The sequence below is a fragment of the Vibrio sp. 10N.286.49.E11 genome (assembly GCF_041469505.1).
GTDB classification, from domain to species: domain Bacteria; phylum Pseudomonadota; class Gammaproteobacteria; order Enterobacterales; family Vibrionaceae; genus Vibrio; species Vibrio crassostreae_C.
This window is the reverse complement of record NZ_JBFRKQ010000033.1, coordinates 26,920-38,956: the sequence shown is the minus strand read 5'-3', so window position 1 is coordinate 38,956 and position 12,037 is coordinate 26,920. Positions and strand designations below refer to the sequence as shown.

The following is a 12,037-nucleotide window of genomic DNA, read 5'->3' as shown; positions in this document are numbered from 1 at the left end:
TTAATTCCAACCCCACAGTATTGGCGTTTTAAATTTAGGCTTACACACATCGTACGTTTCATGCATAGCTGAAAAAAGATGTTGGTTGTCGATACTTTTCTTATCTTCACTGAACGAAAGCAATAGAGCCTTATGGCAAAGTTGGTTTATCAATCTAGGGATACCTAACGACGAACGACAGATCGCCTTTTTTTGATTCAAGCTGAATAACTCAGGGCTGCCACCAGATTTAGCGATTCGATTATCAATATAAGCCACCGTTTCATCGAGATTCAGCGGTCTCAGTGTCGAACTAAATGTGATTCTTTGGCGAAACTGCCTTAGGTGATAAGCCTCTAATCGAGCATCCAATTCTGGCTGACCTAATAGAACAATCTGCAGCAGTTTTTTATCTTCCGTTTCAAGGTTACCAAACAACCTTAATGTTTCGAGCGCTTCATCCGATAGAGCCTGAGCTTCATCAAGAATAGCCACCACTCTTAAACCAGAATTGTGCAATTCAATGAGCTTATGCTGAATGTTATCAACCAAGGTTGCTTCATTATCGACAGCTAAACCAAGCTCTGTTGCAACCGCCTGGCGCAAGTCTGCCCCTGATAACACAGGGTTTGGTAAATAGATCAGAGCTGTACAGTCATGTAGGTGATTGACCAACATCCGGCAAACCATGGTTTTTCCAGTGCCGACCTCTCCGGTCACCTTAATCACGCCCTCGCCCATTTCTAGCGCCGAGATTACCGTCTGAATTGCTTCGAAATGAGGCGCTAAACCATAAAAGAAATCGGTATTCGGCGTTAAGGTAAATGGCAGTTGTTCAAAACCAAAATGAGCTTGATACATACGACGACCTAGCTTAGTGAGACACTGCCACTCTATATAGAGAAAGTAAGCAATTACTCTTCATCAGGGAACCACTGTTGAAGAAGATCACGTGAACGCTCCAACTCATTTTGCCAAGTATTCACACCCACGATCGTTGGCTTAAGCAAGATCACGAGCTCAGTTTTTTGCGTTAACTGATTGGTGTTGCGGAACAAATGACCAAGTGCTGGGATATCACCAAGGAATGGGACTTTAGAGGTTACGTCACTGGTGTTGGATTTCATTAACCCACCGATCACCACAACATCGCCATCTCGAGCTCGAATCACTGAGTCAGATTCACGAATAGAGCTTTTCGCCAAAGGAAGTTGCACCAAGCCCGTTGTTGAACCTAGGTTGAGCTCTTTTACTTCTTCCTCTACTTCAATAACGGCTGGGTGAACATGTAAGAACACGCTACCTTTGTCATCTATCTGAGGGGTCACGTCTAAAGAAATACCAGAGAAGAACGGAGTTAGTTCAACCTCAGGCGCCACATTCGCGTTGTCACCACTGCCTACCGCGCTAGATAAATCCGTCACGTAGTATTCGTCAGTACCCACTTTGATAACCGCTTTCTGGTTGTTTGCAGCTGTGACTCGTGGGCTTGATAGAACGTTCAGGTCACCTTGAGTATCCATAAAGCTCAATACCGCTTCAAAACTGCCATCTGAGATCGTTACGTTGGTTTGCCCGCCTAACAAAGAGCTGATCGCATCTAATGGAGGCAAAGTTCCACCAGGTCGATCAATTACCACACCGCCGCTGCCAATCGACTTAGATAAATTAGACCAGCTAATACCTTGTTGGTAACCATCACTCAAGGTTACTTCCATGATTTTGGCTTCTAGGATAACTTGACGCTGCAGGCGTTTTTGAGAAATACCTAAGAACTCTCGAACCTCACGAATTTCGTCAGGGTAAGCACGCACTGTAATCACACTCGCTTGCGGGGTCACGACAACGCTTTGCCCATCGCCCGAGCCAATTAAGTGAGCAACCGCCGCTTCAAGCTGTGGCCAAAAATCACTTTCAGAGGTCGTTTCAATCTCTGTACCACCATTCGATGTCGAGTTTGATGAATTAGAAGAGTTAGATGAATTTGACGAGTTTGAGTTCGAGTTTGAAGAGCTCGATGAATTCGAATCTGAGTTAGAGATCGTGCCGGTGGTGATTGTCGTTAGTGAGCGACCAGAACGCTTAACTTGTAAGTAATCGACAGGGATCGTTACGGTGCGAAGACCGGCAGGATAAACTTGAATCACTTTGCCACGCTTTTCAATATCGTAGCCATACATATCTTGAGCAACAGCCAGTACCTCATCTAACGTCACGTCCGTTAGATTAAGCGTAAGGTTTCCAGACACACTTGGGTGAATAGCCGCACTATATTCCGTACCTTTCACTAAGCTGGCAAAAAAAGTTCTCGCTTCAACACCTTTTGCCTGAATACGAAAACGCTTAACCGTTTCCATCCCCGGAGACATCGAGTCAGAATTAAGCTGAGGCATAAGGTCATCTTGAACCGACGAAGGCAGCTCATGAAGCGCTCTGCTATTGGCTTCATTAATTGATTCGTTTAAAGACTCTTTAATCTCTACAGGATCTCTATGCCCCATCGAACAGCCGACTAAAGATGACACTAGGATTGCTACTACAAGTTTACGCATGTCTTCACTCTAACCTTAATTATTCTTAACATCTAAAGAGAACATCTCTAATTTCCACTGCTTAGAGCTTCTCTGCAGAGTGACGTATTCTGGATCTATGTTCTTAACTCGGTACCCTCTGATCGTTTCCCCTTGTCCGAGAATCTGACCATTCATAATCGCATAGCAAGGCGTATCTCCCTTACACACGATGCTTTCTAAAGAAGGCAAGCGATAACGAGTTGGTGCTTTCTTAGCAGGCGCCGTTTTCTGTTGAGGTGAAAGCCAGCCTAATGGCGCCGTGGGATCTTGCTCAGCCCACACAAAAGAGCTACTAAATAGCAAGGACAACAAAAGAGTTCTAACCACCGATAAACTCCTGTCTAGTACCTAATGTGTAAACCTCGAACACCAGTCGAGCTTTAGGATATTCTTCTACTGAGTATTCAAATGTGCGCCAGTAGTAACTCACAGGTAGAGACTCAAGTGCTTGAAGGTAAGCTGAGATATCAAAGTAACTGCCGGTTAGCTCCATTCTTACAGGGTGAAGAAAGTAGCCTGAATATTCGCTGGTCTCTTGATTATTCGAAATCGCTTCTGGTTTTAATGACTCTAGCGATTCAAGCTTTAGTCCATTACCGGCGTTAAGAACGCTCTCCAGTAACTGCGACATTTGAGAAGGTGTGATTAATCCATCAACAATCTGAGAAAGCTGAAGAGAGAGATCTTGGCTCTCCACCAGCAGCTTTTTGTACTCTCGATTAATTTCTTTGTCTGGGTCTTTGTTTAACTGAGCTTGCAGAACAAGTAACTCACCTTGCTGCCTTTGATTCGATTGAGTCAGGCTGCTCGCCTTGGCATTTTTAGCTTGTAGATCGAGATACGCAGGCTCAACCAATAAGGTGAACAACAACATCGATAGGCCAACAAAACCACACACAAAAAGTAGCCATTTTTCTCTTTGACTTAATGCAAGAAACTTATCGCTCAGCTGGTTCCACTGCTGCATTATTTACTCTCCCGACGAGTACTTAGCTCAAACGTCACCACATCCTGATCATTACGGCCAATTTTTAGTTTTTCAAAAGTGCGTCCGACTAAATTAAGCTCACTTTTAAACTGACCAATCCAGTTCGGAACGACATTTGCGTTACGAGCCAAGCCACTAAGATCTAAAGTATCGTGGGTCATGTAGATGTGCGAAAGAGAAATGTCATTTCGGCCTAATTTAGCTAAGGAATTCATGACGCCAGAATACCCGACTTGTTGGGATTCGTCGTATTGTCCAACAGCCTTCAAAGCCTCTTTTTTAGCCTCAGTCTCACGTTTGAGACGCGCAACCGCCGCGACTTTCTCTGGAGACGGTTTATGCTGAGTTAACTTACTATTCAATTGGTTAACTTGCTTGTTAAGTTGATTCGAGTCTTGTTGCAGGGCTGTTAGCTCTTTATCTAGATTAGAAACTTGATACTGCATTGCGAAGTAACCACCAAGCATCAAAACACAAATTACTCCCCAGCTCGCAACAACATTGGTCAGCGTAAAATATTCTTTTTTAGGCTTAAGGTGTTCAGGGTAAAGATTGACCTTAAACGTCTCTTTTTCAGCTGCAAGTTTAAGCAACAAACTCTCTGAATTATCACGCTCACCTTCAACCAACAGTGAAACTGTCGAGCTCAATGTACTGTTTAAGGCACTTTGTAACTCTGCTTCATCTTCTTCGTCACAACAGATTTTAAGCTGGTGAAGCTGGGTGCCTTTAATTTGAGAAGAAAGGTAATCAATCGAGCGTTGAAGCTCTAAAGCGAGGCCATCTAACTGCAGAGCACTTGACGCAACACCCGTTAAAGGTGGCACAACACTGCGGATGGTTCTTTGAAAACAAACGGTATTTTCGACAAACGCACCCAATTTAAAGTGTGAATTGACGCTACGTTGTAAAAGAATGAAATTAGACAGTTCGCCTGTACTGTAACCCCAGATTTCATCTTCAGGAGCAACACCTATTAATTCAACCTGAGCCGAATTAGTGATATTCAAAAGCTTGTCCAACAGCTTTTTAGGCAGGACATATACTTGCAGCTTGTTCGACGTTGGTAACGCGACCGCACTCGCAGTAATTTCCGTGACTCTTTCTGAAACAAGATCTTTGAGTAAAAAAGGCAGTGCTACCGACCATTCACTCTCTGGAATGTCCGGTTTATCAATTTGGTAGGTTTGGTAGTAGTTAGCACAGACAATCAGTTGGACGCTATTACTGGTAAACGCCTCACTGCTAAGCGATTTTTTTAGCGCACTCTCCCAGTCCCCATTAACCACGGGAATGCTGGCTACTTGAGGATCTTGTTCTGTCGATGAAATATAAATGGCGTCATTGCCCAGCAAGACAACTTGCGAGCTACCTTTATTATTCGTTGGCTTTATTTTGTCTAAAATCGCTTTAAAATTCATTCTTAACTACTACTCTTACGCCATCGATTTCTTCGTCCAACTTTGACAACAGATTCCGCTTTCGCGGCTTTTTCTGCTTGATTAGGCAAAGGGATAATTTGTTGTTCTTCGTCGAAATATCTCCCTTGATAGCCGTTAATGCCTAACTCTATCAAGGTATTCTTTTCTTGTTTTGTCTCGACTCCAACGGCAATAACTTGAGTTGGAGAATCACCACACGCCCCAATTAAGCTTCGAACAAACAGTTGGTTCTCATGCCTTTGATCGATTTTCTTTATTAGGCTTCGATGAAGCTTAATATAACTAACCTTCAAATCCTTTATATAGTGAGTGCTAACAATGGTTCGCCCAGCTTGGCCAACCACAACTTTACACCCTAAACCTCGCAACATCTTTGCCACCGGTCTCATATAATCAAGATGAGCAATCAAGTGCCCTTCTGAAAATTCAAACGCAAGCTGAGAGCGGTGTTGAGCAGAGAGCTGTAACAACTCACTCCTAAACCACTTAAAGTGCTGTTTATTAGCAAACGGGGTAACATTCAGATTCACTGAATAATTGATAGATTGAGTTGATTCTTTAAGCGAACGCAACAAAACCTTCAAAACAGATTGATCCATTTGAGCTTGATAACCCACTTGCTCTACCGCAGGCATAAATCGAGACGATTTCAATAAACCTTTGTCAGGATCCTGAATTCTAGTAAATATTTCTCTATGCAATTCATTAACTTGACCAGGTTCCGGCATAAGATAACACCGCTGAGCAAAGATTACTAAATTTTCAGGAAGCAGCGCTTTATCAAGTAATGTTCTCCAACGAACACTGCCTCTATCAAGCTCATTCTTATTCTCTTTCGGGTAACGGCTCCAGTTATTAATACGCTCTAACTGAGCACTCTTTAGTGCCGTTTCCGTTTCATCCATGATCTGGCTATGACGCTCACCTTCGGTATACATGGTCACACCAATATGACACCAGTTATCCGACTCTAAAGGCTCTGGCGGAGTTAGCTTATCTAACTGCCTTAAACACTGAGCAGCCAAGGTCGCAATATCTTTTGCGCCCTGATGAGGGATAAATACAGCAAAGTCCGCTTCGTAATAGCGAGAAAAAATGACATCGGGATAGCGTTGAACGATATTCGACAGTACTTCACCGACTTCAATAATAAAGCCGTCTGTGGTTTGCTTATCGTTAGCATCACTAACTTGCTCCCATTCGTCGATACGTATCAGTAACACACCGCCTCGAGCACCACTTTCATGCAGTGCCGATTCCAGCTTATTATCGAATAAAACTCGGTTTGCCGTTCCCGTGAGTTTATCTAGGAAAGTATGGGTACGAATAAAGGTATCAAAGCGACTTCGTTCTTGACGAGCATCTTGTAGCTCTTCAATCAATACATCTAAGGCTTCGCTTGCGGTATAAGGCCACTCTCGCTCATCTCCCTTTGCATGAGCTTCAACCTGACCGGCCAAGATCATTCTTCCTCGCTCTTCCAAGATTTCAGAACCCATGAGTTGTTCTTTCAACCAACGAACACCGCGAGCAAGACAGAACAGAACCAATGCGACAGCCAAAGTAATTGACCACATCGCTTCCATTGAGTAGTTGTAGCCAATATAAGGAGGAAGTGCTTTAAATTCGATTCGGTAGCCTTCATTACGCTCTAAAATGAAGCTTTTCTCATAAAGACGATTGGGATCAATTTGTGGGGAGGTATCTTTGAAACGATAAACGATGCCGGTCTTGTTCGAGAGTTTCATCTCAACAATATTGCTCGCCTGCAACATCTTAGGCATCCAACGCTGCATTGAATACGCGGCGTCAGGGTCTTCCATCTCTTTATCTACAACGTCGACAATGCCAACCAAATAATGGTCTAAATATTCCTGTCCAATACGCTTAAAGGAAAGTGTGCCACCAATAAAAAGAATGAACATCGCGCTGATCACTATCACGGTGACAAATGCGACCAATCGAGTGCTCAATTTTAGTGTCGGGGTATATCTCATGAATAACGAAATCCTTTTCAACTCACATTATACCGTATTGCTACTTATACTATAAATTGACGTTGTAAATAAAGCGTTAAGAATTGTAGGTAACAAAAAGCCGCGATGAACGCGGCTTTTTCCAATTTAATACTGTCTTTATAATATATTAAAAACAGGGACTAAAATGGGTGTGGTGACCTTGATGACCGACCGACCGACCTAAAGCACTAATATATAAGGATTTTAACCAGAATGAGAGGGGAAATGTAACGTTTTTCGTTAACCTTTTCCGTTTTCGCTCTCAAACGTTACAAAATCAGAGTCTTAGAGTGACACATAAAACATGCTAATAATCGCAAATAACTTTATAAGCATATAATACATTCATTCTATAAACCACACGGCACATCTCAGAAAAATGATGTCAGCTCGAACACACATGAAAGAGCGCCGCTTCACAAGCCTTACCATCAAAAAACACAACCCAGTCAAAAAACAGCAATAAAACACTTGACCATGAGGGGATTTTGTGATCAAGGCATTAATCCAGAGCTGCGGGAGTTGATTAAATTTAAAAAACGTACATCTTGATATTCAATTATTGGTAAAATTAGGACTGAAAATGAACATAACAAAACTGGAAACTTTCGAGGAACTATGTGATTGCTTCCACGTAGAGATGTCTAATCACTGCAAAATAGATCATCAGCGCAGTTGCTCTATTATATCTGAAATAATGTTCAACATGGAAACTACAGAAGTTCTGAACAAACTAGGAAAAAACCACGCGATTCCTGTAGCATGGAGTGTTGCAGGAAAATGCACACTGTCAATGTGGCCTCGATCTAATGCTATTCTCATAGAGCAAATGGGATTCGACGAGCCGAGCGTAATCGATATTCTAACAGTAACGATTGCGAGCGTTTTTTGCGATCTGGAGCCAGCCGTAAATCTGAGTCGATTGGACTCAGTTCTAAATTTCAATACCTGCGGGGAGGCTGATCGCGCTCTCAAACTGAAGGATCAGTCTGTAGTTAAAAAAATTGTCATTAGAGGCGAGAAATATTCTCCCTCGTCATTTGAACACGCTTTTGTACAGTTCGACAGACAAACGTCTGAGATCATTGCCAAATCGTATAAAATGGTGCTGGATAGCCCTTTATCCTCGGCAATCGTGAATAACTATGAAACGCCTGTGCTTCAGGAAACTCTGTCTGTACTTCGTGATAGATTTATACTGAATATGCTATTTCGCACGGACGAGCAAACAATAAAGATTGTTGTCGATCACGTTGTTGAAGACATTGATATCAACTCTGAGCCTACCAGCCAGCAGGATAATAGCTGGTTCGACACTATCAGCGCTACAAATGGGACCCCTTGCGCAGTCAGCATTTCCCATGACTGTGTTAATAAATTAATGGAACATCACGAGTTGCGACGTGTTAATTCAGTGCTAGCTTATCGATTCACGCTGGATTTTCTGAGCGAGCTTTACATTGAATGTCGCATGCAAAAAGAACGCGTGATGAATTACTCATGTAAAAATGCTAACAGAATGGATCCAGAAGTGGATTTGCTTGAAGCGATCAAAAACGCATATATCGAAGCAGTAAACAAATATTCAGATGAACTGTCTGAGATGATGCTCTTACTAATTCGAGGCGATCGAAATAATCCATTGGCTAAATTGATCCCTACTCAGATTAGCGAATGAATTCATATCTATTATTAGCACATTAAGGAATTTTTACATGTTCGAATCTGTGATCGAATTTATTAACGATAATTTTTGGCTATGCCTAGCACTCAGCTTGACAGCTCTAGCAGCTACAAATTATCACATTAAACGCATCGTGACGAAGCACAAAAAAAGCGGTAAACCACTGTAAAATAGGAACTTATGAATAATACACTACCAGATCTAGAGCCTTTCAAACTCAGCGGGTCACCATTTTTAGTAGTCGATCCGAGTTCACTTGATGACGTGATCACGGTGGCATTAGATCGATTCATGATCGGTAAAACATGTAGCCACCAAGTTTTCATCTACCTGCAGGATTGGAACGAATTTTGCGCTGCGGTAGCTCGAGATGACATAACGATTTAGAACTGAGAAATAGGATATTTGCATGTGTGATAATGACGATGCGTTTACAGATGCTGAAAGATCTTTTCTGAATCTGTTAGAGAACGATATTACTGAAAATCCTGAGATTTTAATATCGGTTGTGCGAGCTGATATAGATGAGATACGAAATTTGATTGGTGATGTTCATGTTGATATCGATGACGATGAATTACGCTATATATGCGAATCTTGACTTGGAGGGAACTCTGATTTCAAATGCGATTAGTCAAATTCGTCGACCGCACCTATTTACATTTCTAGTTGGCTGTAGAGAGTTAGCACATAGAATCGTTATGTTCACTACCGTTAGTGAATCACGATTTACTATATTTAGAAAATTGGAACAAAAACGCCCCCCTTTGCGCGGCAAATCGTTATAAAACAGCAACTTAACCACCATAAAACTTGGAAAAAAACGCGTTTTTATGGGAAAAGCCAATAGTAACCTATTGGAGTTCTAGCGATTATCGCACTGAGAAGCCTCTGCACATAAATAAGCTAGACCTTTCACTCTAGATTAGTACAAATTAATGCTTGCTTGTTTTCCGCAATGATTTTGGCAAAAACATATCTATTTCTTCATCACTAAAAGTTAGCTCTTCGTTTTTCTTCAGTGCTTCAGATGCTTTTTCGTAAGCTTTTCCAACATTAGTACTTGGAGAACCTTTATAAAGCTTATGTAAGCTTGCCTGCAAAAAGTCTCGTGTCTTCCTTACTTCATCATCTTTGATGATGTCAGAGTGCATATCTGTTATCAGTGACAAATAAGATTCTCGAATATTCCAAAGAGTGTTTGCAGCATCGGAATGCTTCTGTGATAGACCGCCAAGATCATACTTTTTAACATACGTATTAATGATGGTTAGTAGTAGTGATACCAAAGCTGAAACATAACCAACTTCAGGGAGGTCACCAAAGACTGCCGCAAAGACACCTGTAGTTGTGACAGCAGATAAGACAATCTGCCAAAATTTGATTCGGTTGTTTTTGTCATCGAGTATGTCTGCACATTTTTCATGTGTTTTATGTGTCCATACTACACGACCATAACACTCGCGAATTTGGTCAAGTAACACGGTATTTAATTGAGAATGCTGCACCATAACAATTACTTTCTCGTTATTTTTTAACTAAATCATTATTAATTTGATGCTAGAGTCGAACGTCTAGACAACTCCCATAACAGTAGCATTCTAACTAATCGGAACTGGAATACGATCACGAGCTACGATTGTGTTATTCACTATTGCATAGCATTCAACATAATGGTCACCCTCAAATGTCGTCGATTCACTACGGCTCAAACTGCCATCATCATCCAAAATATTTCCTCTTAGACAATTTTTCTTAATTGCTTGCTCCCCTTCGTTTTTTACCTTCCATTTCAAATCAAAAGGAACAGGAATATCATGATAATCGACACGGAAATTCAAATTATAACCTTTGTTAAGTGGTGAACTAGAACCAAGCAATTGTGATAATTTATGTGTGATACTTTCATTTTTAACTTCGCATTCTATTGCAATTTCGTACAAGGGATTATCTGGATAAATATCTTCAATAAACTGCTCCCCATTTGAGTGTGCTGAAGCCTTCTGGACAGTTGACTGACTAGGAAATGGACGACCATAAAGTTTCTTCCATTCTTTCCTCTCTCCTGATTCTGTTGTCGCTTCTATGGCAGCTTCACAGATTTCACGAGCGCTCACAGCAGCATTATGAAAGGAACTTTTTACAGGGATTTTAGACAGACTACCAAAAGCACGGTAGAAGTCAGGCTCCCCTTCATTTTCAAGATAAGTAAAGAAATCTAAAGATAGCTGGTCAAAACTAGCAAAACTACTCGTATCATAATCAGAATTATTTTGGAGAAAGCGATAGCATAGTGTGTCAATCAGGAAACCACTCATTGAGATATCGTTTCTGTTTTTCCACGCTCGTACCATTTTGGATAAGCGTCGAAGATGCCCCTTCCTAGTTTCATTGAGCTCTTTAAATGCTACTAATTCAGAATCAGGGTTACACTTGCGCCATGAGCCGCCATTATTAGAATCAGGGTATTTATAACGACCGTCACTTTGCCGAAATACAGGACAGACTTCAAACTCTACATGGTCCTTAAATTTGACCACCACCACCTGACCATCGCCACGTATATCAGTGTTCTTATAAACTTTGCGGATGGCATTGCGAACGACTTGAAGAAGATAAGATTGTTTATCTTTGAAACGTTCCCAATCAGTGTCAGGAAGCAAATATAACATATCCAAATCAGATATGCCGTTGATACCACTCATCCGACCATAGGAGCCAACTTGCTTCGAATTGGCGGTCTTAGATTCACTATCGCGAAATTCACGGTTCAGAGCACGAGTAATGCTTCTATATCGCTTTCCAATTTGCCCCTTATTTTTTATCTGGAGGTTACTTTGTAAAGTTTTAAAATCCGTTGATACTGTCATGTTTTCCCTTGAGGTCTGAATGCTACCTATTTAACAGGTGTATTATTTCATATTAAGCGTATCAAGTAGCTCAAGTCAAAGAGGGACATGTGGATATGTTACGAGTGTTAACTCTAACGAGGTTTGGGGCATTTTCGTGTTTCATACCCGCCATCTAGTCTCTAACCACACGGAGATTTGAAAAGGCAAAACAACGCTCTAACGTAAACGCCCCATGAAACCACGGGCGTTTACGTTAGAGCGTCGTAGATGGTATTCAGTGCATTAGTAGCACTTGCTGTATTTGCTCATAAAAGTTACCAAAGAAAGCTTAATGAAATCTTGAAGCGAACCAATAATTAAACTATTGTTTATTAAGTAATTAAAAGGTTTTTGATTCACTCGCATTACGCATCTGGAGCCACCTCCATTATGCATTTGGGGTGGTTTCCATTATGCATTTGGGGTGGTTTCCATTGAGCATTTAGGGCCAGACCTATGAAT

Annotated in this window: 11 protein-coding genes; 3 read left to right on the top strand and 8 right to left on the bottom strand. The window is 41.5% G+C overall.

Translation table 11 applies throughout. The features are described 5' to 3' along the window. The 6 genes from AB4167_RS06670 to csrD are packed head-to-tail and all read right to left on the bottom strand — an operon-like array spanning position 1 to position 6,979. Complete coding sequence (locus AB4167_RS06670) at positions 1-840, bottom strand: ExeA family protein (RefSeq protein WP_017061348.1); 840 nt, start codon at positions 838-840, stop codon at positions 1-3. Between the two features lie 53 nt (positions 841-893). After that, a complete protein-coding gene (gene mshL, locus AB4167_RS06665; RefSeq protein ID WP_017068726.1) occupies positions 894-2,531 on the bottom strand; it encodes a pilus (MSHA type) biogenesis protein MshL in 1,638 nt (545 codons plus the stop codon). A gap of 15 nt (positions 2,532-2,546) precedes the next feature. Beyond that, entirely contained in the window at positions 2,547-2,879 is a 333-nt protein-coding gene (locus AB4167_RS06660) for a hypothetical protein (RefSeq protein ID WP_017061346.1), read from the bottom strand. Further along, positions 2,872-3,519, bottom strand: coding sequence for a type 4a pilus biogenesis protein PilO (pilO, locus tag AB4167_RS06655; RefSeq protein ID WP_372136329.1), 648 nt, complete (start codon positions 3,517-3,519; stop codon positions 2,872-2,874). The genes AB4167_RS06660 and pilO overlap by 8 nt, the downstream gene beginning before the upstream one ends. Next, positions 3,519-4,961 (bottom strand): MSHA biogenesis protein MshI, encoded by a 1,443-nt coding sequence (locus AB4167_RS06650; RefSeq protein WP_372136328.1) that lies wholly within the window; start codon positions 4,959-4,961, stop codon positions 3,519-3,521. Before AB4167_RS06650 ends, pilO begins: the two co-directional genes overlap by 1 nt. A 2-nt stretch (positions 4,962-4,963) precedes the next feature. Then, complete coding sequence (csrD, locus tag AB4167_RS06645) at positions 4,964-6,979, bottom strand: RNase E specificity factor CsrD (RefSeq protein ID WP_372136327.1); 2,016 nt, start codon at positions 6,977-6,979, stop codon at positions 4,964-4,966. 727 nt (positions 6,980-7,706) lie between these two features. Between csrD and AB4167_RS06640 the strand changes: the two genes are divergently transcribed. The 3 genes from AB4167_RS06640 to AB4167_RS06630 all read left to right on the top strand — a co-directional run bounded on the left by AB4167_RS06640 (position 7,707) and on the right by AB4167_RS06630 (position 9,285). Further along, the gene (locus AB4167_RS06640) at positions 7,707-8,678 is read left to right on the top strand and encodes a hypothetical protein (protein WP_372136326.1); all 972 of its coding nucleotides are present in this window, start codon (positions 7,707-7,709) and stop codon (positions 8,676-8,678) included. Between the two features lie 186 nt (positions 8,679-8,864). After that, entirely contained in the window at positions 8,865-9,071 is a 207-nt protein-coding gene (locus AB4167_RS06635; RefSeq protein WP_372136325.1) for a hypothetical protein, read from the top strand. A 22-nt stretch (positions 9,072-9,093) separates the two neighbouring features. Next, the gene (locus AB4167_RS06630) at positions 9,094-9,285 is read left to right on the top strand and encodes a hypothetical protein (RefSeq protein ID WP_372136324.1); all 192 of its coding nucleotides are present in this window, start codon (positions 9,094-9,096) and stop codon (positions 9,283-9,285) included. A gap of 334 nt (positions 9,286-9,619) precedes the next feature. Here AB4167_RS06630 and AB4167_RS06625 read toward each other — a convergent pair whose 3' ends face one another. Then, positions 9,620-10,195, bottom strand: a complete 576-nt coding sequence (locus tag AB4167_RS06625) for an SLATT domain-containing protein (protein WP_123295163.1) — start codon at positions 10,193-10,195, stop codon at positions 9,620-9,622. Between the two features lie 90 nt (positions 10,196-10,285). Continuing rightward, entirely contained in the window at positions 10,286-11,554 is a 1,269-nt protein-coding gene (locus AB4167_RS06620; RefSeq protein WP_123295164.1) for an SMODS domain-containing nucleotidyltransferase, read from the bottom strand. Positions 11,555-12,037 lie beyond the last annotated feature (483 nt).

Bases quoted from the DNA above. Each gene is read 5' to 3' on its own strand.
- AB4167_RS06670 (WP_017061348.1), bottom strand. From the start codon at position 840: ATGTATCAAGCTCATTTTGGTTTTGAACAACTGCCATTTACCTTAACG.
- mshL (WP_017068726.1), bottom strand. From the start codon at position 2,531: ATGCGTAAACTTGTAGTAGCAATCCTAGTGTCATCTTTAGTCGGCTGT.
- pilO (WP_372136329.1), bottom strand. From the start codon at position 3,519: ATGCAGCAGTGGAACCAGCTGAGCGATAAGTTTCTTGCATTAAGTCAA.
- AB4167_RS06650 (WP_372136328.1), bottom strand. From the start codon at position 4,961: ATGAATTTTAAAGCGATTTTAGACAAAATAAAGCCAACGAATAATAAA.
- csrD (WP_372136327.1), bottom strand. From the start codon at position 6,979: ATGAGATATACCCCGACACTAAAATTGAGCACTCGATTGGTCGCATTT.
- AB4167_RS06640 (WP_372136326.1), top strand. From the start codon at position 7,707: ATGGAAACTACAGAAGTTCTGAACAAACTAGGAAAAAACCACGCGATT.
- AB4167_RS06635 (WP_372136325.1), top strand. From the start codon at position 8,865: ATGAATAATACACTACCAGATCTAGAGCCTTTCAAACTCAGCGGGTCA.
- AB4167_RS06630 (WP_372136324.1), top strand. From the start codon at position 9,094: ATGTGTGATAATGACGATGCGTTTACAGATGCTGAAAGATCTTTTCTG.
- AB4167_RS06625 (WP_123295163.1), bottom strand. From the start codon at position 10,195: ATGGTGCAGCATTCTCAATTAAATACCGTGTTACTTGACCAAATTCGC.
- AB4167_RS06620 (WP_123295164.1), bottom strand. From the start codon at position 11,554: ATGACAGTATCAACGGATTTTAAAACTTTACAAAGTAACCTCCAGATA.